General features: G+C 70.1%; 21 protein-coding genes. 15 read left to right on the top strand and 6 right to left on the bottom strand.

Features of this window, described 5'->3' with window-relative positions:
* Nucleotides 1–11 precede the first annotated feature (11 nt).
* Nucleotides 12–746 carry a PspA/IM30 family protein gene (locus VGJ14_14500; GenBank protein ID HEY2833636.1) on the bottom strand — a complete coding sequence of 245 codons (735 nt, stop codon included), beginning with the start codon at nt 744–746 and terminating at the stop codon, nt 12–14.
* Between the two features lie 24 nt (nt 747–770).
* Here VGJ14_14500 and VGJ14_14495 point away from each other — a divergent pair, with 24 nt between their 5' ends.
* A complete protein-coding gene (locus VGJ14_14495) occupies nt 771–1,340 on the top strand; it encodes a DUF3043 domain-containing protein (protein HEY2833635.1) in 570 nt (189 codons plus the stop codon).
* 31 nt (nt 1,341–1,371) lie between these two features.
* On the opposite strand, the gene VGJ14_14490 is transcribed toward VGJ14_14495, so the two are convergent.
* On the bottom strand, nt 1,372–1,581 hold the full coding sequence (locus tag VGJ14_14490) for a hypothetical protein (protein HEY2833634.1): 210 nt from the start codon (nt 1,579–1,581) through the stop codon (nt 1,372–1,374).
* Nucleotides 1,582–1,632: 51 nt separating this feature from the next.
* Between VGJ14_14490 and VGJ14_14485 the strand changes: the two genes are divergently transcribed.
* Entirely contained in the window at nt 1,633–2,199 is a 567-nt protein-coding gene (locus VGJ14_14485) for a bifunctional adenosylcobinamide kinase/adenosylcobinamide-phosphate guanylyltransferase (GenBank protein HEY2833633.1), read from the top strand.
* Complete coding sequence (locus tag VGJ14_14480) at nt 2,196–2,999, top strand: adenosylcobinamide-GDP ribazoletransferase (GenBank protein HEY2833632.1); 804 nt, start codon at nt 2,196–2,198, stop codon at nt 2,997–2,999. Before VGJ14_14485 ends, VGJ14_14480 begins: the two co-directional genes overlap by 4 nt.
* 22 nt (nt 3,000–3,021) lie before the next feature.
* Here VGJ14_14480 and gcvT read toward each other — a convergent pair whose 3' ends face one another.
* Nucleotides 3,022–4,122, bottom strand: a complete 1,101-nt coding sequence (gcvT, locus tag VGJ14_14475; GenBank protein HEY2833631.1) for a glycine cleavage system aminomethyltransferase GcvT — start codon at nt 4,120–4,122, stop codon at nt 3,022–3,024.
* Nucleotides 4,123–4,195: 73 nt separating this feature from the next.
* Between gcvT and VGJ14_14470 the strand changes: the two genes are divergently transcribed.
* Complete coding sequence (locus VGJ14_14470; GenBank protein ID HEY2833630.1) at nt 4,196–5,695, top strand: leucyl aminopeptidase; 1,500 nt, start codon at nt 4,196–4,198, stop codon at nt 5,693–5,695.
* Here the strand turns inward: VGJ14_14470 and VGJ14_14465 are convergent.
* Complete coding sequence (locus VGJ14_14465) at nt 5,692–6,012, bottom strand: hypothetical protein (GenBank protein ID HEY2833629.1); 321 nt, start codon at nt 6,010–6,012, stop codon at nt 5,692–5,694. The two genes, VGJ14_14470 and VGJ14_14465, sit on opposite strands and share 4 nt — an antisense overlap.
* Before the next feature lie 210 nt (nt 6,013–6,222).
* Between VGJ14_14465 and lpdA the strand changes: the two genes are divergently transcribed.
* The 7 genes from lpdA (at nt 6,223) to VGJ14_14430 (ending at nt 15,117) form a co-directional block, all read left to right on the top strand.
* Nucleotides 6,223–7,611 (top strand): dihydrolipoyl dehydrogenase, encoded by a 1,389-nt coding sequence (lpdA, locus tag VGJ14_14460; GenBank protein ID HEY2833628.1) that lies wholly within the window; start codon nt 6,223–6,225, stop codon nt 7,609–7,611.
* Between the two features lie 38 nt (nt 7,612–7,649).
* Nucleotides 7,650–9,476: a 2-oxoglutarate dehydrogenase, E2 component, dihydrolipoamide succinyltransferase gene (gene sucB, locus VGJ14_14455; GenBank protein ID HEY2833627.1), complete on the top strand. Its 1,827-nt coding sequence runs from the start codon at nt 7,650–7,652 to the stop codon at nt 9,474–9,476.
* Nucleotides 9,477–9,479: 3 nt separating this feature from the next.
* Entirely contained in the window at nt 9,480–10,367 is an 888-nt protein-coding gene (locus VGJ14_14450) for a TIGR01777 family oxidoreductase (GenBank protein ID HEY2833626.1), read from the top strand.
* Nucleotides 10,368–10,377: 10 nt separating this feature from the next.
* Entirely contained in the window at nt 10,378–11,112 is a 735-nt protein-coding gene (lipB, locus tag VGJ14_14445) for a lipoyl(octanoyl) transferase LipB (protein HEY2833625.1), read from the top strand.
* Nucleotides 11,109–12,119 (top strand): lipoyl synthase, encoded by a 1,011-nt coding sequence (gene lipA, locus VGJ14_14440; GenBank protein HEY2833624.1) that lies wholly within the window; start codon nt 11,109–11,111, stop codon nt 12,117–12,119. Before lipB ends, lipA begins: the two co-directional genes overlap by 4 nt.
* Before the next feature lie 11 nt (nt 12,120–12,130).
* Nucleotides 12,131–12,829 carry a DUF4191 domain-containing protein gene (locus VGJ14_14435; GenBank protein HEY2833623.1) on the top strand — a complete coding sequence of 233 codons (699 nt, stop codon included), beginning with the start codon at nt 12,131–12,133 and terminating at the stop codon, nt 12,827–12,829.
* 113 nt (nt 12,830–12,942) lie between these two features.
* Nucleotides 12,943–15,117: a glutamine synthetase III gene (locus tag VGJ14_14430; GenBank protein ID HEY2833622.1), complete on the top strand. Its 2,175-nt coding sequence runs from the start codon at nt 12,943–12,945 to the stop codon at nt 15,115–15,117.
* Nucleotides 15,118–15,195: 78 nt separating this feature from the next.
* On the opposite strand, the gene VGJ14_14425 is transcribed toward VGJ14_14430, so the two are convergent.
* Nucleotides 15,196–15,660 carry an RDD family protein gene (locus VGJ14_14425; GenBank protein ID HEY2833621.1) on the bottom strand — a complete coding sequence of 155 codons (465 nt, stop codon included), beginning with the start codon at nt 15,658–15,660 and terminating at the stop codon, nt 15,196–15,198.
* 173 nt (nt 15,661–15,833) lie between these two features.
* On the opposite strand from VGJ14_14425, the gene glnA reads away from it, so the two are divergent.
* The 3 genes from glnA (at nt 15,834) to gndA (ending at nt 20,374) form a co-directional block, all read left to right on the top strand.
* Nucleotides 15,834–17,258, top strand: a complete 1,425-nt coding sequence (glnA, locus tag VGJ14_14420) for a type I glutamate--ammonia ligase (protein HEY2833620.1) — start codon at nt 15,834–15,836, stop codon at nt 17,256–17,258.
* Between the two features lie 205 nt (nt 17,259–17,463).
* Nucleotides 17,464–18,879 carry an amidase gene (locus tag VGJ14_14415; protein ID HEY2833619.1) on the top strand — a complete coding sequence of 472 codons (1,416 nt, stop codon included), beginning with the start codon at nt 17,464–17,466 and terminating at the stop codon, nt 18,877–18,879.
* A gap of 61 nt (nt 18,880–18,940) precedes the next feature.
* A complete protein-coding gene (gndA, locus tag VGJ14_14410; GenBank protein HEY2833618.1) occupies nt 18,941–20,374 on the top strand; it encodes an NADP-dependent phosphogluconate dehydrogenase in 1,434 nt (477 codons plus the stop codon).
* Nucleotides 20,375–20,377: 3 nt separating this feature from the next.
* Here the strand turns inward: gndA and VGJ14_14405 are convergent, their stop codons facing one another.
* Nucleotides 20,378–20,782: a nitroreductase family deazaflavin-dependent oxidoreductase gene (locus VGJ14_14405; GenBank protein ID HEY2833617.1), complete on the bottom strand. Its 405-nt coding sequence runs from the start codon at nt 20,780–20,782 to the stop codon at nt 20,378–20,380.
* A 183-nt stretch (nt 20,783–20,965) separates the two neighbouring features.
* Between VGJ14_14405 and VGJ14_14400 the strand changes: the two genes are divergently transcribed.
* Nucleotides 20,966–21,754 (top strand): hypothetical protein, encoded by a 789-nt coding sequence (locus tag VGJ14_14400; GenBank protein HEY2833616.1) that lies wholly within the window; start codon nt 20,966–20,968, stop codon nt 21,752–21,754.
* Nucleotides 21,755–21,911: the final 157 nt, after the last annotated feature.

The following is a 21,911-nucleotide window of genomic DNA, read 5'->3' as shown; positions in this document are numbered from 1 at the left end:
GATCCGGCGGTTCACGAACCGTCCTCCAACTCCTTCGGCGCCGGCGCGGCCCCGAGTTCGGACTTGAGCTTGGTCAGTTCCGAGTCCACGTCGCTGTCCGCGGACAGTCGCTCCAACTCGGCGGTCAGCGAGTCCTTCGAGGTGCCCGACGCGTCATCCAACGCCCCGGACGCGATCAGTTCGTCGATCGCCCCCGCCCGGGCCTGCAGCTGCGCGGTCTTGTCCTCGGCCCGTTGCACGGCCAGGCCGATGTCGCCCATCTCGTCGGACAGGCCCGCGAACGCCTCGTTGACCCTGGTCTGCGCCTGCGCGGCGGTGTAGGAGGCCTTGATGGTCTCCTTCTTCGTCCGCAGCGCGTCCACCTTGGCCTGCAGCCGCTGCGCGGCCAGCGCGAGCTTCTCCTCCTGCTCGGCCAACTCGGCGTGCTGCGTGCCCAGGTCGGTGGCCTGTTGCTCCAGCGCGGCGCGGCGGGTCAATGCCTCTCGGGCCAGATCCTCCCGGCCCATGGACAACGCCTGGCGGGCCTGCTCGGTGAGCTTTTCGCCCTGCCCGCCCATTTGGGTCTGCTGCAACTCCAGGCGCTTGCGCGAGGTGGCCACCTCGGCCACCGCCCGCCGTACCTTCGTCAGCATCTCCTGCTGCTTGGCATAGCTGTAGTCGAGGACTTCGCGCGGGTCCTCGGCCCGGTCCAACGCCTTGCTCGCCTTGGACTTGAAGATGAGCGCCATCCGCTTGAACAAGCTCATGACGGGTCACCCTACGCTGAGCAGGTGTTCTCCCGCCGTGGCAAGTCCGCAGAGGTCAGCGAGCCGGTCGAGGCAACCGTCGGCAAGGGTCGCGCCACGCCCAAACGCCGGGACGCGGAGCAGGAGCGGCGTGCGCGGGTGAAGGGCCCGCGGGACCCCAAGGCGCGCGCGAAGTTCGACCGCGAGAAGCGCACGGAGGCCCGCCGCAAGCAGCACGAGGGCATGATGCGCGGCGACGATCGCTATCTACAGCCGCGCGACAGCGGTCCGCGCCGTCGGTTCATCCGGGACTGGATCGACGCCAAGTTCACCGTGGCGGAGGCGTTCCTGCCCTGCGCGGTCGTGATCCTCCTGCTGGGCCTGTTCGGCGCCTCGAAGAGCGCCCAGGCCGCATCGGTGGCCATTTGGATGCTGGTGGTGGCGCTGATCATCGTCGACACGATCATCTGGTCGATCGCGCTGCGCCGGCTGCTGAGCCGGCGTTTCCCGGAGGATTCGCGCGCCGGCGATCTCCGCTACGCGATCATGCGGGCGATGCTGGTCCGGCGGATGCGCACCCCGAAGCCGCAGGTGAAACGGGGCCAGAAACCCTGAGTCCCGCGGCGGGGCCTAGTCAGCGGCCGGCCTATTCAGCAGGGTGCAGCGACATCGGGCCGTAGATCTTGGTGCCGTTCTCCAACAGCGTCACCCCGTCCACGCCCTGGTCGAGCAATTCCCGCCATACCTCCCCCACCCAGCTCTCCGCGTCGGCCTGGGTCGGGAACTGCGGGACGGTGCCCGCGACCGGGAGCACCTCGGTGCCGTCGGACCGTTCGTAACGCCAGCTCCACGCCATCTGTACACCCCTGGTCCGCTCGCTTCACCCTTCGGTGCAGGCTAGTGGCTCGTGAAGTCTCGACGCGTGCTCCTGCTGGGCGGTGCCCGGTGTGGCAAGTCCGAGGCCGCGGAGGCCCGCGCGGCCAAAATCGCCAAGGGCGAGCCGGTGGTGTACGTGGCTACCGCGCCGTCCCGCGCTGATGACCCCGAGTGGACGAACAGGCTGACCGCGCACCGCGCCCGGCGCCCCGCGCACTGGCGCACGGTGGAGACCGCGGACCCGATTTTGCACCTGGCCAACGACACCGGGGTGGTGCTGATCGATTGCCTCGGGTTGTGGTTGACCCGGGCGATGGACGAAATCGGCGTCTGGGAAGTCGACGAAGCCGCCTGGCGCACCGGCTGGGCGCGCGCGGCGTTGGACACCCGGGTGTTGGAGTTGGTCGCGGCCTGGCGGGCCGCACCCGGGTACGTGATCGCGGTGAGCAACGAGGTCGGCATGGGCGTGGTACCCGCCGAGACATCCGGTCGGCGGTTCCGCGACGAACTCGGCCGGTTGAACATCGCGATGGCGGCCGCATCGGACGAGGTTGCCCTGGTGGTCGCAGGCCGACTGCTGCCACTGGACCCGCCGTGAGTTCAGCGGCGACGGACCGCCCGCAGGGAGTGGCCGCGGACGGCCTCGCGCTGGGGCTGTCCACGCTGACCGTGCTGCCGGTGGGCACGGTGCGCGCGGATCGGCGCACCGCGGCCGCGGCGATGCTGTGGGCACCGGCCATCGGCGCCGGACTGGGCGCACTGGTCGGCGTGGTCGTGGTGCTCCTGGTGCACGCGGACACCTCGCCGTTGCTCGCCGCGGCGATCGCGATCGGCGTGCTGGCCCTGCTCACCCGCGGGTTGCACCTGGATGGGTTGGCGGACACCGCCGACGGATTCGGCAGCGGCCGCGATCCGCAGCGTGCGCTGGCTGTCATGCGGAACTCCGACATCGGCCCGTTCGGCGTGATCACCCTGGTGCTGGTGCTGCTCGCGCAGGCCGCCGCGCTGGGCACGATCGCGGCCCGCTGGGACGACCACCGGGTGATCCTGGCCGCGGTATTGGTCTGCGCGGCGGGGCGGGCCACCTTGCCCCCGGCCTGTCGACGCGGCGTCCCCGCCGCGCGCGCGGACGGTCTGGGCGCCATGGTCGCGAACACCGTGCCGTGGCCGGCGGCGATCGGTGTGTCCTCGGCCGTCGCGATCGTGATTGTTGGCGTCGGCTGGGCCGCGGATTTCGGCCTCGGTCGCAGCCTGCTCGCCGTGTTGCTGGCCGCGGCCGCGGCCGAGGTGTTGTTGCGCCGCTGTCGCAGTCGCTTCGGCGGCATCACCGGGGACGTGCTCGGGGCCCTGGTGGAGACCGCGACCACGGTCACGCTGGTGGTGCTCAGTACGACCTGACGTGGCGTCAGGCAAATCAGGCTCAGCGCACCCGGGACGGCACGAACGGCGGGCGGGTGACGCGGAACGGTGCCGCCCGGCCCCGAATGTCCACCCACAACTCGGCGTCGGCTGCCACATCGACCGGTACCAGCGCCAGCCCGATGCCGAGCTTGCGGGTCGGCGAGAAGGTGCCCGAGGTGACCTCCCCGATCGCGGCGCCACGCTCCTGCAGACTCACCGTCATGTGTGCTCGCGGGATGCCGCGTTCGGTGCCCAGCAGCCCGACCAGCCGTCTGGTGCGCCCTGCGGATTTCTCCGCGAGCAACGCCTCGCGACCCCAGAACGCCGGCTTGTCCCAGCCGATTGCCCAGCTCAGGTTCGCCGCCAATGGACTGACGGAGCGTGAGATGTCCTGGCCGTGCAGCGGATAACCCATCTCGGTGCGCAGCGTGTCCCGTGCACCGAGCCCGCAGGGCACCACGCCGGCGGCGAGCAACGCCTCCCACAGCGCGCTCGCGTCGGCCCGGGGACAGATCAGCTCGTAGCCGAGTTCGCCGGTGTAGCCACTGCGGCACACACTGATCGTTGCGGTTTGCCAGAGGGCATCGGTGAAACTCATGTAGTCGTGCTCGGTGGGCAGTCCGAGGCCGGTCAACACCGCGTCACTGCGCGGGCCCTGCACTGCCAGCACGGCGAAATCGGTGTGGTGATCCTGCACCGCGATGCCGTCCGGCGCCGCCGCGGCCAACCGTCGGGCCACCTCCGCGCTGTTCGCCGCGTTGGGCACCAGCAGCACCTCGTCGGCGTCGCGCAGGTACACGATCAGGTCGTCGACGATGCCGCCCTCCTCGGTACAGCACAAGCTGTACTGCGCCTGACCGGGCTTGATCCGATCCAACGCATTGGACAGGCAGGAATCCACGAACGCCGCGGCGCCGCGGCCGGCGACGCGCACCTTGCCCAGGTGGCTGACGTCGAAGACCCCGACGTCAGTTCGCACGGCAGTGTGTTCGGCCACCACCCCGAGCTTGGACGGGGCGCCGGCGTAATCGATGGGCATTTCCCAGCCACCGAAATCGGCGAGCTTGGCGCCCAGGGCGCGGTGACGGTCGTGCAACGGGGAACGGCGCAGCTCACTCACGACAGGGACTGTATTGGCCACCGCGCGGACTAGGCTCGGGCGCATCACCGGCACCGAAACCGATAGGACTGTCGTGACCACGATCTCGCTGCGCACCACCTCCGTTGCCGAACTGCGGGCCGACGCCGTCGTCGTCGGCGTCGCGTCCGGCCCGCGCGGACTGGTGCTCACCGAGAATGCCAAGGCGATCGAGGCAGCGACCGGCAGCAAGCTCGCCGCGACGCTGACCGCGCTGGGCCACGACGGCAAGGCCGAATGCGTGGTCAAGCTCCCCGGCGGGTCCGGCGTTCGGGCCGCGGTGATCGTGGCGGTCGGCCTGGGCACGGCACCCGGCGCCCGCGGGTCGTGGGATTCCGAGGCACTGCGCCGTGCCGCCGGTGCTGCCACCCGGGCCGTGGCCGGCTCGCGTTCAGTGGGCCTGGCCCTGCCCGCGGCGGACGCCACCGCGGTCGGCGCGGTGGCCGAGGGCGCACTGCTCGGCGCGTACGCCTATCTGCGCTACCGCAGCAACGGCACCCCGCCCGCTCCGGTGGGGGCCATCACCGTGTGCTCCACCCTGGCCGAGGACGCGGCTGCCAAAGCCGCGGTCAACCGCGCCGAGGTGGTGGCCGAAGCGGTGTGCCGGGCCCGCGATCTGGTCAACACTCCCCCCTCCGACCTGCGCCCGGCGGACCTGGCCGCGGCGGCCGGCGAAGCGGCCGCGGTGCGCGGGCTGGAGATCGAGGTCTTCGATGAGAAGGCACTGCGCAAGGGCGGCTACGGCGGCATCCTCGCGGTGGGTCAGGGCTCGGTCAGCCCTCCCCGGTTGGTGAAACTGACCTGGCGGCACGCGCGGGCCAAGCGGCACCTGGCACTGGTCGGCAAGGGCATCACCTTCGACTCCGGCGGTCTTTCCCTGAAGCCGCCCGACGCGATGATCACCATGAAGTGCGACATGGGTGGGGCGGCCGCGGTGATCACCGCGACCCGGGCCATCGCCCGACTCAAGCTGCCGATCAACGTGACCTGCTGGGCGCCGATGGCGGAGAACATGCCCTCGGGCACCGCGCAGCGGCCCTCGGACGTGCTGACCATGTACTCCGGCAAGACCGTCGAGGTGCTCAATACCGACGCGGAGGGCCGACTCATCCTGGCCGACGCGTTGGCCAGGGCGTGCGAGGACTCCCCGGACGTGGTGATCGACGCGGCGACATTGACCGGCGCGGCCATGGTCGCGCTGGGTCACCGCACCACGGCGATCATGGCCAACAACGACAACCTGCGCTCGCACGTGCAGGACGCAGCGGAGCGGTCCGGGGAATCGATGTGGCCGATGCCGCTGCCGGAGGAACTGCGTTCGGGCCTGAAGTCCGCGGTGGCCGACATCGCCAACGTCGGCGAGCGGTTCGGCGGCGCGCTGTCCGCCGGGATCTTCCTGCGGGAGTTCGTCGCCGAGGGCGTGCACTGGGCGCACCTGGACATCGCCGGCCCGGCATTCAACGAGTCCGAGCCGTACGGCTACACACCCAAGGGCGGGACCGGAGCCGCAGTGCGCACGCTGGTCACGCTGGCCGAGGACTGGGCCTCGCGCTAGGAGCGCTTCTGCTCGGCGGCGCGGCGGGCGTCGTAATCCCGCTTGCGCTGCGGGTAGCCGGTGGCGGCGACCTCGTAGCAGGGGATGCCCAAACGCTGGGCGAAGCCGCGGGCGACCTCGGCGCTGGGCACGCGGCGTCGGGTCCACTCACCGGTGCCGTCGATGAGCATCATCGTGGTCTCGGTGACCGTGGTGCGTGGCTCCAGGTAGGCCTCTACGCCGCGCCGCGCGGCCGCCCACGCCTCCAGGTGGTCGCGATCGACCAGGTCCGCGCGCCGTGTTGTGCCCGGTCGCTGCTTGCGACGTAACCACCGCATGATCAGCCAGTATGCCCGCCGGCCCCGACCGGGCCGGGCATTGCGGACGGGCCGCCGGCGTTAAGTCCGGTGTGACCGGGCAGGTGGTGAGACGTTCCCCACCCCGCCCGTGGCCGGTCGGCTGGGACCGGATGCGGAGTGGAAGGATGGTCCGGTCTGGGCAGTCGGACCACGACGCCCCGCAACACCCAGCTGATCAGGAGAGATCCCGTGGCCGGCGACGCCGACACCTCGTTCGACCTTGTCATCCTCGGCAGCGGCAGCGGCGGCTATGCCTGCGCCCTGCGCGCCGCCGAACTCGGCATGTCGGTGGCGCTGATCGAGAAGAACAAGCTCGGCGGGACCTGCTTGCACATTGGCTGCATCCCGACCAAGGCCCTGCTGCACGCCGCCGAGGTGGCCGACTCGGCCAGGGAAAGCGCGCAGTTCGGGGTGCGGGCCACCTTCGAGGGCATCGACATGCCGGCCGTGAACGCCTACCGCGACGGGGTGGTGACCAAGCTCTACAAGGGTCTGCAGGGTTTGGTGAAGAGCCGCAAGATCACCTACATCGAGGCCGAGGGCCGGCTGACCTCACCGACCACCGTGGACGCGGGCGGCGTGCGGTACACCGGCAAGCACATCGTGCTGGCCACCGGCTCGGTGCCGCGCTCGCTGCCGGGGTTGACCATCGACGGCAACCGGATCATCAACTCCGACCATGCGCTGCAACTGCAGGAGGTGCCCGGCTCGGTGATCGTCCTGGGCGGCGGTGTGATCGGCGTCGAGTTCGCCAGCGTGTGGCGCTCCTTCGGCGCCGAGGTGACCATCATCGAGGCCCTGCCGCACCTGGTGCCGGTGGAGGACGAGAACAACTCCAAGCTGCTGGAACGGGCCTTCCGCAAGCGCGGCATCGCCTTCGAGGTGGGCGCCCGGTTCACCGGGGTGGAGCAAACCTCGAACGGCGTGCGGGTGAGCACGGACAACGGCAAGTCCTTCGAGGCCGAGTTGCTGCTGGTGGCGATCGGCCGCGGGCCGGTGTCCGAGGGTCTGGGCTATGCCGAGGTCGGCGTGGAGTCCGACCGCGGGTACGTGAAGGTCGACGCGGTCTGCCAGACCAACATCCCGACGATCTCCGCGGTCGGTGACCTGATCCCCACCCCGCAGTTGGCCCACGTCGGGTTCGGTGAGGGCATTTTGGTCGCCGAGCGGGTGGCCGGCTTGCCGGTGGTGCCGATCGACTACGACGGGGTGCCCCGGGTGACCTACTCCGAGCCCGAGGTGGCCTCGGTGGGCCTCACCGAGGCGGCCGCGAAGGACCGCTACGGCGCGGACGCGGTGGAGACGCTGGTCTACGACCTGGCCGGCAACGGCAAGAGCCAGATCCTGAAGACCCAGGGCGCGGTGAAGCTGGTACGGCGCAAGGACGGCCCGGTGGTCGGCGTGCACATCGTCGGCTCCCGAGCGGGCGAGCTGGTCGCCGAGGCGCAGCTGATCTACAACTGGGAGGCGTTGCCCAGTGAGGTGGCGTCCCTGATCCACATGCACCCGACCCAGGGCGAGGCGATCGGCGAGGCGCACCTGGCGCTCGCCGGCAAGCCGCTGCACGCCCACGGCTGATGATGCCTCAGAAAGCACCTCAATAAGGAGTTTGCTTCATGCCGGTCTCCGTCACCCTCCCCGCGCTCGGCGAGAGCGTCACCGAGGGCACCGTCACGCGCTGGCTGAAGAAGGAGGGCGACGCGGTCGCCGCCGACGAGCCGCTGGTGGAGATCTCCACCGACAAGGTGGACACCGAGATCCCCGCGCCCGCCTCCGGCGTGCTGCTGCGGATCAGTGTCGGGGAGGATGAGACGGTCGCCGTGGGTGCCGAGTTGGCGGTGATCGGCGAGGCCGGCGAATCGCCGAGCGGATCGGCCCGACCCGCCGATGCGGTGCCCACCGCGGCCACCGCCACCGAACCGGCTCCCAATGCCGCCCCGGCCCCGGCCGCACCGGCTGCGCCAGAACAGGCACAGGCTCCGGCACCGGCCGCGCCTGCCGCACCGCCGCCCGCCGAGGCACCGGCCGCGGGCAGCGGGACCCCGGTGCTGCTGCCCGCGCTCGGTGAGAGCGTCACCGAGGGCACCGTCATTCAGTGGTTGAAGAACGTCGGTGACTCGGTGGCCGCCGACGAACCGCTGTTGGAGATCTCCACCGACAAGGTGGACACCGAGATTCCCGCCCCGACCGCGGGCGTGCTGCTGTCCATCGACGTGCAGGCCGACCAGACCGTCGAGGTGGGTACCCAGCTGGGCCTGATCGGCCAACCGGGCGCCGCACCGGCTGCGGCCCCGGCACCGGCCGCCCCCGCCGCGCAGGCCGCCGCCCCGGTCGCGCAGGCCCCGCCGCCCGCTGAGGCGCCGGCCCCCCAGCCTCCAACCCCAGCCCCAGCCCCCGCTCCGGCTGCGCAGGCCCCACCGGCCGCTCCCCCGGCACCGCCCGCGCCGCCGGGACCGTCCGCCCCGGCCCGGCCGACGGTGTCCAACGGGCAGGGCGACGCCGCCGACGTCGCGAGCTACGTCACTCCGCTGGTGCGCAAGCTGGCCACGGACAACAACATCGATCTGGCCTCCATCACCGGCACGGGCGTGGGTGGCCGGATCCGCAAGCAGGACGTGCTCGACGCTGCCCGCGCGGCGCAGGACCAGGCCCGCAGCGCACCGCAGCCGGCGGGCGCAGCACCCGCACCGACCGCAGCACGCGCGACCACCCCGGCCGCGGCGCAGACCGGTGTGCAGCAGATGTCCCGTCTGCGCAAGGTGATCGCCGCGCGCATGGTGGAGTCGCTGCAGGTCTCGGCGCAGCTGTCCTGCTGGGTCGAGGTCGACGTCACCCGCATCGCCCGGCTGCGTGCGCAGGCCAAGGCAGGCTTCGAGCAGCGGGAGGGCATCAAGCTGAACTTCCTGCCGTTCTTCGCCAAGGCCACCATCGAGGCGCTCAAGGCCCACCCGAAGCTCAATGCCTCGATCGACACGGAGAAGGGAGAGATCACTTATCACCCGCACGTGCACCTCGGCCTGGCCGTGGACACCGAACGTGGGCTGCTGGTGCCGGTGGTCCACGACGCCGACCAGTTGAACATCGCCGGGCTCAGCCGGGCCGCGGTGGACATCGCGAGCCGCACCCGCAACAACAAGATCACACCGGACGACCTGGGCGGCGGCACGTTCACGCTGACCAACACCGGCAGCCGCGGGGCGCTCAGCGACACCCCGATCATCAATCAGCCGCAGGTCGGCATCCTGGGCACCGGCTCAGTGGTCAAGCGCCCGGTCGTCATCGACGACCCGGAGTTGGGCGAGACCATCGCGATCCGGTCCATGTGCTACCTCGTGCTGACCTACGACCACCGGCTGGTCGACGGGGCGGACGCGGCCCGGTTCCTGGTCACCGTCAAGCAACGCCTCGAAGAAGCCGCCTTCGAGGCAGACCTGGGCCTGTAGCCCGTGAAGGTCGTCGTCGCGGGATCCTCCGGGCTGATCGGTACCGCACTGGTCGCCGCGTTGCGCGCAGACGGGCACGAGGTGCTGCGTCTGGTCCGCCGGGCGCCGGGTGGTGCCGACGAACTGCAATGGGACCCGGACCAGCCGCTGGACCCCGCGGGGCTGGCCGGGGTGACCGCGGCGGTGAACCTGGCCGGGGCCGGCGTCGCCGATCACCGGTGGACCGAGTCGTACAAGCGCACGCTGGTCGACTCCCGGCTGGCCACCACGCACACCCTGGCCACCGCGTTGGCCGCGGTGCAACCCCGACCGGGTGTGCTGATCAACGGCTCCGCGATCGGCTACTACGGCGAGGGCGGCGACACCGAACTCGACGAGAATTCCCCACCCGGCAACGACTTTCTGGCCGAGCTCTGCCAACGCTGGGAAGCCGCGACCACGCCCGCCGCGGCGGCCGGCATCCGCGTGGTGTGCATCCGCACCGGGCTGGTGGTGTCCCGGCACGGCGGGGCCTGGGGGCGGATGTTCCCGATCTTCCGCTTCGGGCTGGGTGGCCGGCTCGGGTCGGGCAACCAGTGGTGGAGCCCGATCTCGTTGACCGACGAGGTACGCGCGATCCAGTTCCTGCTCACCGCCGCAGTGTCCGGGCCGGTCAACCTGACCGGTCCGGAACCCATGACGAATGCCGGGGTGACCCGGGTGATGGCGGAGGTGCTCAACCGCCCCGCGCTGTTCCCGGCGCCGAAGTTCGGCCTGCGCTTGGTGCTCGGCGAATTCGCCACCGAACCGCTGCGCAGCCAGCGCGTGCTGCCGCGCCAGCTGACCGCGGCGGGGTTCACCTTCACCCACCCGACGGTCGAAGCCGCCGTCCGTGCGGCCGCCGCCGAATAGACTGGATGTTGTGCCCCACCTGCGGTTTGTGCACGTCAGCTCCCATGGCGGCCCGGTGCCCTACACCCCCGCCTGGGACCTGCAACGCCGACTGCACGCCGACCGGGCGGCCGGGCTGATCTCCGACACCGTGCTGTTGTTGGAGCACGAGCCGGTATTCACCGCGGGCAAGCGGACCGAGCCGGAGGACCGACCATGGGACGGCACGCCGGTGGTCGAGGTGGACCGGGGCGGCAAGATCACCTGGCACGGCCCGGGTCAGCTGACCGGATACCCGATCGTGGCGCTGCCTGACGGGATTTACGTCGTCGACTACGTGCGCAAGCTCGAGGCCGCGATCATCGCGGTGTGTGCCGACCTGGGGCTGAGCACCGACCGGGTCGCCGGACGCAGCGGCGTATGGCTGCCGGGGACACCCGATCGCAAGGTCGCCGCGGTCGGCATTCGCGTCGCCCGGGGGGTGACCATGCACGGCTTCGCGATCAACTGCGACTCCGACCTGAGCTGGTTCTCCCGCATCGTGCCGTGCGGCATCTCCGACGCCTCGGTGACCTCGTTGAGCCGGGAGCTGGGTCGGCCGGTGACCGTGGCCGAGGTGACGCCCTTGGTGCACCGCCGATTGGCCGAGGTGCTCGACGCGGAAACCTTCGAGGTGGCCAACTTCACCGTTGCGTCCGAAGAAGTGTGGGTGCCCGGACACTCTTCGTCGGACGCAACGGGTGTGGGTGTGGGGGGTAAGGCGTGAACGTCGAACCGGGCGGCCGCCGGTTGCTGCGCCTGGAGGTGCGCAACGCCGAGGTGCCGATCGAGCGCAAGCCGCCATGGATCCGCACCCGGCTGCGCACCGGCCCGGAGTACACCGCGCTGCACAAGCTGGTGACCGAGGAGGGCCTGCACACGGTCTGCCAGGAGGCCGGCTGCCCCAACATTTTCGAGTGCTGGGAGGACCGGGAGGCCACCTTCCTCATCGGTGGCGACCAGTGCACCCGGCGCTGCGATTTCTGCCAGATCGACACCGGCAAGCCGGCTGAGCTGGACCGTGACGAACCCCGCCGGGTGGCCGAGTCGGTGGCCCGCATGGGCCTGCGCTACGCCACGATCACCGGGGTGGCCCGCGACGACCTGCCGGACGGTGGGGCGTGGCTGTACGCGCAGACCGTGCGCTCGATCCACGAAACGGTGCCCGGCTGTGGGGTGGAGCTGCTCGCGCCGGACTTCAACGCGATCCCCGAGCTGTTGGCCGAGGTGTTCGCGTCCCGGCCCGAGGTGTTCGCGCACAATCTCGAGACCGTGCCGCGGGTGTTCCGGCGGATCCGTCCGGGGTTCCGCTACGACCGGTCGCTGGGGGTGCTGAGCGCCGCGCGGGCGGCCGGCCTGGTCACCAAGTCCAACCTGATCCTGGGGCTGGGCGAGACCCGCGACGAGGTCGAGGCCACCATGCGGGAGTTGCACGCGGCGGGCACGGATCTGCTGACCGTCACCCAGTACCTGCGGCCCAGCCTGCATCACCACCCGGTGGCGCGCTGGGTTCCGCCCGAGGAGTTCGACGAGCTGGCCGTATTGGCCACCGAGATCGGCTTCGCCGGGGTGATGTCCGGGCCGTTGGTGCGTTCCTCCTACCGGGCCGGGCGGTTGTATCGCGAGGCCCTGGCCGAGCGGACCACTAAGCACAGTCGCGAGGCCCTGGCCGAGCGGACCAGTAAGCACAGCCGCGAGGCCGTGGCGGCACGCAGCACGTCAGCGGCCGAATAAACTGCCGCCTCATGGCGAAGAAAAGCGCTGCTCCGCAGCCCGAGGGCAGCAAGTTCAAGCAGGTCATCACCGCGTATCGGGTCACCGCGCAGACCGACAAGCTGCTGCCGTTGTGGCTGCTGGGTGCCTTCGCGCTGGATTTCGTCGTGGTGTTCGCGCTCGGTGTGCTGATCGGGCACGTGATCTTCGGCATCATCTTCGCGGTGCTCACCGGTCTGCTGTCCGCGCTGGTGGCCCTCGGTTCCCGAGTGCAGAAGACCGCCTACGCCCAGGTGGAGGGCCAGCCCGGCGCCGCGGCCGCGGTGCTGAACACCATGCGCCGCGGCGGGTGGACGGTGACCCCGGGGGTAGCGGCCAACCGCAACCAGGACGTGGTGCACCGGGCCGTCGGGAAGCCCGGCATCGTGTTGATCGGTGAGGGCGATCCACGTGGGGTGGCGGTGCTGCTGGACGCCGAACGCAAGCGGATGAATCGCTTTGTGACCGATGCCCCGGTGATCGAGGTCGTCGTCGGGTACGACAAGGGCCAGGTGCCGCTGCGCAAGCTGACCAAGCACATGATGCGGCTGAAGCGCACGCTGAAGGGCGGCGAGGTCACCGATATCAACGACCGGCTGCGCGCGGTGGGCGATCTGATGAAGAACGCGCCAATGCCCAAGGGCCCCATGCCCAAGGGCGCCCGGATGCCGAGGGCCCCCAAGCCGCGCTAACAGCGGTCCGATCGGCCCGAAGCCTGCTCGTAATACGGACGACACAACAGGTGCCTTGACCGCGGATAGCTTCGCGGGACCAGGTCCCGCCGCCGCTGCCGAAGGTGACGTCCATGAGTGGTAACCCGATCCGCCTGCAAGCCATCCGCGACGTCGAGGCGTACGTGCCGCCCACCGTCAGCTACTCGGCCCACGAGGCGCCCGGGGAAATCTTCGGCCTGAACGTGTTCAGCACCTCGGTGATGCAGAAGCGACTGCCGAAGTCGGTCTACAAGTCGGTGCTGGCCACCATCGAACGTGCTGCCCCCCTTGACCCGCTGATCGCGGACGCCGTCGCCTCGGCGATGAAGGACTGGGCCCTGGAGAAGGGCGCCACCCACTACGCGCACGTGTTCTACCCACTGACCCACGCCACCGCGGAGAAGCACGACAGCTTTCTCGAGCCGGTCGGCGACGGCACCGCGCTGGCGGAGTTCGCCGGCAAGACCCTGACCCAGGGCGAGCCGGACGCGTCCAGCTTCCCCAGCGGCGGGCTCCGCAACACCTTCGAGGCCCGTGGCTACACCGGCTGGGACGTCACCAGCCCGGCGTACGTGCTGGAGAACCCGAACGGCAACACCCTGTGCATCCCGACCATCTTCGTCTCGATGACCGGCGAGGCGCTGGACCACAAGACGCCATTGCTGCGCTCCCAGCAGGCCATGGCCACCCACGCTTCACGCATCATCAAGCTGTTCGGGCACGACCCTGGCACCGTGGTCTCCTACTGCGGCGCCGAGCAGGAGTACTTCCTGATTGACCGTCACTTCTTCCTGGCTCGGCCGGACCTGCTCAACGCGGGCCGCACCCTGGTCGGCGGCAAGCCGCCGAAGGGCCAGGAGTTCGACGACCACTACTTCGGCGCCATTCCCGAGCGCGTGCTCGGCTTCATGATGGACACCGAGCGGGAGCTTTTCAAACTCGGCATCCCGGCCAAGACGCGGCACAACGAGGTGGCCCCCGGCCAGTTCGAGATCGCGCCGATGTTCGAACGGGCCAACGTGGCCGCCGACCACCAGCAGTTGCTGATGACCACGTTCAAGACCATCGCCAAGAAGCACGGCATGGAGTGCCTGTTCCACGAGAAGCCGTTCGCCGGCGTCAACGGCTCGGGCAAGCACGTCAACTTCTCGATGGGCTCCTCGACGGTCGGCAACCTGCTGCTGCCCGGTGACACCCCGCACGACAACGCCCAGTTTCTGGTCTTCTGCTCCGCGGTCATCCGCGCGGTGCACAAATACGGCGGGCTGTTGCGCGCCTCGGTCGCCTCGGCGTCCAACGACCACCGCCTCGGCGCCAATGAGGCACCGCCGGCGATCATCTCGATCTTCCTCGGCGACCAGTTGGCCGACGTCTTCGACCAGATCGCCAAGGGCGCCGCGACCTCGTCCAAGGGCAAGGGCACGCTGATGCCGGGCGTGGACACCCTGCCGACGCTGCCGACCGACCCCGGCGATCGCAACCGGACCTCGCCATTCGCGTTCACCGGCAACCGTTTCGAGTTCCGCGCGCCGGGTTCGATGCAGTCCGTGGCCGGGCCGATGACCACCATCAACACGATCATGGCCGAGGCGCTGGACTACATCGCGACGAGTCTGGAGGCGGCGCTGGCCGCCGGGACCGAGTTCAACATCGCGGTGCAGACCGTCCTCACCGAGATGATCACCAACCACGGTGCCGCGGTGTTCAACGGCAACGGGTACGCCGAGGAGTGGCAGATCGAGGCCGCCGCGCGGGGGCTGCCGAACCTGAAGACCACCCTGGACGCCCTGCCCGAGCTCATCTCCTCCCCGGCCATGGAACTCTTCGAGAAGTACAAGGTCTTCAACCACCGCGAGATGCACAGCCGGTACGAGATCGGCCTCGAGCAGTACACCCTGTCGGTCAGTGTCGAAGCGAAGCTGACGCTGGAGATCGGTAGCACCTCGGTGCTACCGGCCGCGGTCCGGTACCAGACCGAGTTGGCCGCCAACGTCGCGGCGCTCAAGGCGGCGGGCGTCGAGCCGGACCTCACGGACCTGCTCGCGATCAGCACCCCCGTGGCGGAGCTGCGGGCCGCGCTGGCCGAATTGGGCTCGGCGCTAACCGCCGACCCGGGCCACGACGCCCTGGCCGAGGCCACCCACGCGGCGAAGGCCCTGCTGCCCGCGATGGCAGCTGTGCGCGCCGCCGCCGACGCCCTGGAGGGCATCGTCGCCGATGACCTGTGGCCGCTGCCGACCTACCAGGAGATGCTCTACATCCTCTAGCTCATCGACGCCCCTCATTCCTCGGGGCGCCAATGAGGCACGGTCGCACTGTGCTTATTGCTGAACTCGCAAGCTCGCTCAGCGGCGGACGACGACGGTCTGCGCGAAGCGGTCGTGCAGGCCACGGCCGTCCCGGTCCCAGATCAGCGGCGGGATGGCCAGCGCCATCAGGAACGTGCGGAACAGCACGGAGACGAACGGCGGGTTCGCACCGTCCAGCCGAGCCACCCGGGTGCGGAGCAACAGCCCGCCCATCCCGGCGCCCACGGTGGTGACCAGGGCAAGGTTGATCAGCACAAACGCGGCCGGGGGCAGCCACAGCTTCTCCACCCAGTTGGGGTGGGGCACGAAGGCGCGCACGATCAGCGAGCCGATCATCCAGTCGATGAAGGTGGCCAGCAGCCGACGCCCGGAGCCGGCAACGGAGTTGACCCCCTCCGCAGGCAGGCCGAGGCGCTGCCCGGGGTAACCCAGGTCCATCCCGGCGGCCCGGGCCAGCGAACGCGGCCCCCCCAGCCAGGATCCGATCATCTGTCTGTCCACGGAGGAACCGTAGACCACCGGGAAATCCGTAACGTCGCCGAAACGTGCCGGACTCACCGCGTGCGCAGCATGGACCCCAGTGGCGCGCGCAGCGGGCGGACCGGAAGAATGCGCCCAGCCACCTGCACCTACTCATTCGAGGGTCGTCCGGGCATGCCGGGCTAGGAGGACGGATGTTCAGCAACGTCGACGAGGTCATGAAGTTCATCAAGGACGAGAAGGTCAAGTTCGTCGATGTGCGCTTCATCGATCTCCCGGGCATCATGCAGCACTTCAACGTGCCGGCCCACTCGGTGGACGCCGACTTTTTCACCGAGGGCCAGATGTTCGACGGGTCCTCGATCCGCGGCTTCCAGGCCATCCACGAGTCGGACATGAAGCTGGTCCCGGACATCGACACCGCCTACCTGGATCCCTTCCGCACGGAGAGCACGCTCATCGTCAACATGAGCATCGTCGACCCGCTGTCCGGCGAGCCGTACAGCCGTGACCCGCGCCAGATCGCCAAGAAGGCCGAGGCCCACCTGCGGGCCACCGGCATCGCGGACACGGCGTACTTCGCCCCGGAGGCGGAGTTCTACATCTTCGATGACGTCCGCTTCGAGACACGGCAGAACGCCGGGTACTACTACATCGACTCCATCGAGGGTGCCTGGAACACCGGGCGGGTCGAAGAGGGCGGCAACCAGGGTCACAAGACCCCGTACAAGGGCGGGTACTTCCCGGTCCCGCCGCGCGACCACTTCGCCGATCTGCGCGACGCCATGGTGTTGGCGCTGGAGGGTGTCGGCCTGTCGGTCGAGCGGGCGCACCACGAGGTCGGCACGGCGGGCCAGCAGGAGATCAACTACAAGTTCTCCACGCTGGCGACGGCCGCGGACAACCTGATGAAGTTCAAGTACATCATCAAGAACGTGGCCTCGGCGCACCGTAAGACCGTCACATTCATGCCGAAGCCGCTGTTCGGTGACAACGGCTCGGGCATGCACTGCCACCAGTCGTTGTGGAAGGACGGCTCGCCGCTGTTCTACGACGAGCTCGGCTACGGCGGCCTGTCGGACATGGCGCGCTGGTACATCGGTGGCCTGCTGCACCACGCACCGTCGCTGCTGGCGTTCACCAACCCGACCATGAACTCCTACCACCGACTGGTGCCCGGCTTCGAGGCGCCGGTGAACCTGGTCTACTCGGCCCGCAACCGCTCGGCCTGTGTGCGCATCCCGATCACCGGTGCGAACCCGAAGGCCAAGCGCATCGAGTTCCGGGTGCCGGACCCGTCGTCCAACCCGTACCTGGCGTTCTCCGCGATGCTGATGGCCGGCCTGGACGGCATCAAGAACAAGATCGAGCCGCCGGTGCCGGTGGACAAGGACCTTTACGAGCTCGCGCCGGACGAGGCCGCCGACATCACCCAGGTTCCGGACTCGCTGCCCAAGGTGCTCGACGCGCTGGAGGCGGACAACGCGTACCTGGGCGAGGGCGGTGTGTTCACGCCGGACCTGATCGAGACGTGGGTGTCCTACAAGCGCCAGCACGAGGTCGACCCGATCCGCCTGCGCCCGCACCCGCACGAGTTCGAGCTCTACTACGACATCTAAGAACACTGGGCCTCTGGCCTACGGGTTTGTCCGGCGATCAACGGCGGGAGTCGTGAGGAGACTTCCGCCGTTCCGGCGCGACCGCGACGGCCGCTCGACGAGCAGTGTCGCCAGGGGGCATCCGAAGGCCGCCCGCACCGGCTATCGGGGTCGGGAGGTATGCCCTAGGGTCGCGGCAGGTGCCGCCGCGAGGGGAGCCGACCCCATGGATCTGACCCAGCTGTCCGCGTCCGAAATCGCCGCGGGAGTGACCGCGCAGAAGTTCTCCGCCGTCGAGGTGATCGAGGCCCACTTGGCCCGCATCGAGTCGGTGAACCCGTTGGTCAATGCCGTCGTCACGGTGCTGCCCGAGGCGGCACGGGCCGCTGCGGCCGCCCTGGACGCGCGGCTGGAGGCCGGTGAGCCGGTGGGTCCGCTGGCCGGTGTCCCGTTCACGGTCAAGGCCAACATCGACTTTGCCGGTCAGCCCACCACGTGGGGCGTCCCCGCGCTGGCCGAGGCGGTGGTGCCCCTCGACGCCCCCGTCGTGGAGCGGATGCGCGCGGCCGACGCGATCCCGATCGGGCGCACCAACCTCCCGGACATGGCGCTGCGCCTCCACACCGACAGCAGCCTGCACGGCCTGACCCGCAATCCCTGGAACCTCGACCGGACGGCAGGCGGCTCCAGCGGCGGCGACGCCGTGGCGCTGGCCACCGGCATGTGCGCCATCGGGCTGGGCAACGACATCGGCGGTTCGCTGCGCAACCCCGCGAATGCGTGCGGCATCGCGTCGATCCGCCCGTCGCGGGGACGCGTGCCCGACGCCGGCCTGGTGCCGCGTGAGGACCCACTCCTGTGCTGGCAGCTGATGAACGTGCAGGGCCCGATGGCACGCACCGTCGCCGACGTCCGGGCCGCACTGGCCGTCCTCGCCGGGTCCCACCCACGCGACCCGTTCGCGCTCGACATGCCGCTCACCGCGCCCACCCCGGACCGGCGACGGGTCGCCGTGGTGCCCGAACCGCCGGGCGGGGACACCGATCCCGTCGTGGCGGCCGCCGTTCGTTCCGCCGCCGATTGGCTCTCCGACGCCGGGTACGCGGTCGACGAAGTCACACCTCCGTACTACGAGGAGGCGGTGCACACCTGGGCGCAGTTCATCATCACCGACCTCGCCTCGATCCTCCCCGACCTGCGGGCGGTCATGGGTGCCGACGGCCTGCGCTTCCTCGAGCCGGTGGTCGAGGCGGTGGGGACGCTGGACGCCGCGGGCCTGTCCGCGGTCTTCGTCGAGCGGCACCGAATCGCCCGCGCCTGGGCCGGTTTCCTCGCCGAGCACCAGGTGGTCCTGTCCCCCACCTGGAGCCAACTGCCGTTCGAGCACGGCTTCGACTCCGACACCCCGGACGGCGCCATGGCCGCGATGGAACTGCTCCGGCCGGTCACCCCGGCCAACCTGCTCGGCCTGCCGTCGGCCTGCGTGCCCGCGGCACGCGATGCCGCCACCGGCCTGCCGATCGGCGTGCTGCTGACCGGCGCGCGTTACACCGAATCGCTTTGCCTGGACGCCGCGGCCGCCATCGAGACCCGCACCCCCGTCCGGACTCCCATCGAACCCGTGGCTCCGGTGGGTCGGTGAGCAGTTCCGGCTTCACCGGCCCGGGCCCGGGCCCGGGCATCGACCGACGAAAGGCGAAACGATGACGGCGCAGATCGGGGTCACCGGCCTGGCGGTGATGGGCAGCAACCTGGCCCGGAACTTCGCCCGCCACGGGTACAGCGTCGCCGTCCACAACCGGTCGGTGGAGCGGACGAACACCCTGATGACCGAGCACGGGCACGAGGGGACGTTCCTGCCCGCGACGTCGATGAAGGAGTTCGTGGCCTCCCTGGAGCGGCCGCGCCGGGCGCTCATCATGGTCCAGGCCGGGGGGCCGACCGACGCCGTGATCGATGAGTTGGCCGACCTGATGGAGCCCGGCGACATCATCATCGACGCGGGCAACGCCCGCTTCCAGGACACCCGGCGGCGCGAGGCGGCACTGCGGGAGCGAGGGCTGCACTTCGTCGGCACCGGTGTCTCCGGCGGCGAGGAAGGCGCCCTGAACGGGCCGAGCATCATGCCGGGCGGCACCAAGGAGTCCTACGAATCGCTCGGCCCGATGCTGGAGGCGATCTCGGCCAAGGTGGACGGGACGCCGTGCTGCACGCACATCGGCCCGGACGGCGCCGGGCACTTCGTGAAGATGATCCACAACGGCATTGAGTACGCCGACATGCAGTTGATCGCCGAGGCCTACGACCTGATGCGGTACGCAGGAGGGCTGAGCCCGGCCGAGTTGGCGGACGTGTTCCGCGACTGGAACAACGGGGAGCTGGAGTCCTACCTCATCGAGATCACCGTCGACGTGCTCGAACAGGTCGACGCCGCCACCGGTAAGCCGTTCCTCGACATCGTGGTGGACGAGGCCGGGCAGAAGGGCACCGGGCGTTGGGTGGTGCAGGAGGCACTGGATCTCGGTATCCCGGTGACCGGCATCGCCGAGGCCGTGTTCGCCCGTTCGCTGTCCGGTCACGTCGACCAACGCCGCGCGGCGGCGGCGCTGCCGGGGCCGAACGCGGCCGCCGCGACCCCGACCGGGAACAGCAAGGAGTTCATCGAGGATGTGCGCCGCGCGTTGTACGCCTCGAAGATCGTCGCCTACGCGCAGGGGTTCGACGCCATCACCGCGGGCAGCGAGGAGTACGGCTGGGACGTCGACCTCGCCTCGCTGGCCACCATCTGGCGGGGCGGCTGCATCATCCGCGCGGTCTTCCTGAACCGGATCACCGAGGCCTACGCCGGCGGCACAAAACTGCCCACCCTGCTGGTCGATCCGTCCTTCGCCAAGGCGCTGGACGACGCCCAGGACGCGTGGCGGCGGGTGGTTGCGCGCGCCGCCACCGCGGGCATTCCCGCGCCGGGCTTCTCCTCGGCCCTGGCCTACTACGACGCGCTGCGCCGGGATCGGCTGCCCGCCGCGTTGCTGCAGGGTCTGCGGGACCGGTTCGGGTCGCACACCTACCGTCGGGTGGACCGCGACGGCGCGTTCCACACGCTGTGGTCGGGCGACCGCAGCGAAGTGTCGGCCTGACGTTCAGGCCGGCTGGAGGATGAACATGTCGATCTCGCGGTCCACCCGGGCGCGGTAGGTCGCGAACGCGGGATACATCGCCATGCCCGTGCGCCACAGCTCGTCGCGTTCGGCTGCGGTGGCGGCACGGGCGACGTGCTCGGTGAGCGCGCGGCCGCGTTGCAGCCGGCAGTGCGGCTCGGCGAGCAGGTTCAAGCACCACGCCGGTCGGAAGTTCTGGCCGATGTTGCTGCTGATCAGCCCGACGCCCGCGGGGATGTCCAAGCCGAACACGGGCACGGTGCGCGATTCACCACTCTTACGACCAGTGGTCGTCAGATGCACGGTCGGCAGACCGGTGCCGACGGTGGTCAGCGGGTGTCCGGTGCGTCGTGTGAGCCGGTCCAGTGGCGTCGTGACGTACTTCACGAACGGGATGAACGAACGGTGGCTCGACCACCGAAGGAGCAGTGCACGGTACGGGTTCACAGCGGGGGTCCCTCCCATTTCTCGGCCGGAGATGACCCTACCGACGCCACGACACCTCACGAACCGGCACCGGAACCGGGGCTTTTGCCCCGGCCAGACCGAGCGGAGGACACCATGGCGGCTATGCGGGGTGTGATCGCAGGGCTCGGCGTGCTGGCGTTGGCTGGGTGCGCGTCACAGCCGGCGGCCACCTCGCAGCCGGGCTCCACCGCGAGCCCGTCGTCGAGCGCCACGGCGGGACCGACAGCGACCCCCAACGTGGTGTTCGGTGAGGCTCGGTTGGTGACGCCGCGGGCCGGCATGACGGGGCTTCACACCGTCACCTGGCAGGCGGCGCGGTTGCTGTCCGACCGGGTCGTCCGGGTCTACTTCTACGCCGGTGCCGAACCCTGTGACGTGCTGGACTCGGTCAAGGTCGACTACGGCACCAATGACATCGCCATCGGCTTGTTCGACGGCGCCGACCCCGCGGCGGGTACCCAGACGTGCGGCAATGACGTGATGCTCAAAGACGTCGAGATCACCTTGACCGAGGACGTCGAGGGTCGGCCGTTCCGCGACCCGGCGCGGCCCACCGGGCTCAGCGAGGACGCCACCCCGGACCTCGGCACGATCGCGGCCACACCGCACCCGGACGCCACCACCGGGACCCGAATGATCCCGTGGGACCACATCCAGCAGCTGCCGAACAATGTGGTGCGCGTTTACTTCAGCGCCGGCACCTGCGATCAGCTCGACCATGTCGAACTGGTCTACGCCGCCGAGGTGATCCGGGTCACCGTGTTGTTGGGGTCCCCGGCCGGTGAGCCGATTGCGCCGTGCGCGCCGGGCATGCAGTTCCGCTACAGCGACGTCACCCTGCGCGAGCCGGTCGGCAACCGTGAGCTGGTCGACGGCTCCATCACCGACTGACGCAGCGTCACAGGTAGATCCGTAGGAGCGCTCAGGTTGCGCTCAGGCGTCGACCCTCGGCGAGGAATTCGTCCAACGCATCGTCGGACAGCTCGCGCAGCGGCCGGGCGGCGCCGAACGGCGCGTTGAAGAACGCCCCGGTCCGCGGGGCCCACGG

The sequence above is a fragment of the Sporichthyaceae bacterium genome (assembly GCA_036493475.1).
Classification (GTDB): Bacteria; Actinomycetota; Actinomycetes; order Sporichthyales; family Sporichthyaceae; genus DASQPJ01.
The sequence above is the reverse complement of the archived record's forward strand: the minus strand, read 5'-3'. Positions and strand labels throughout refer to the sequence as shown.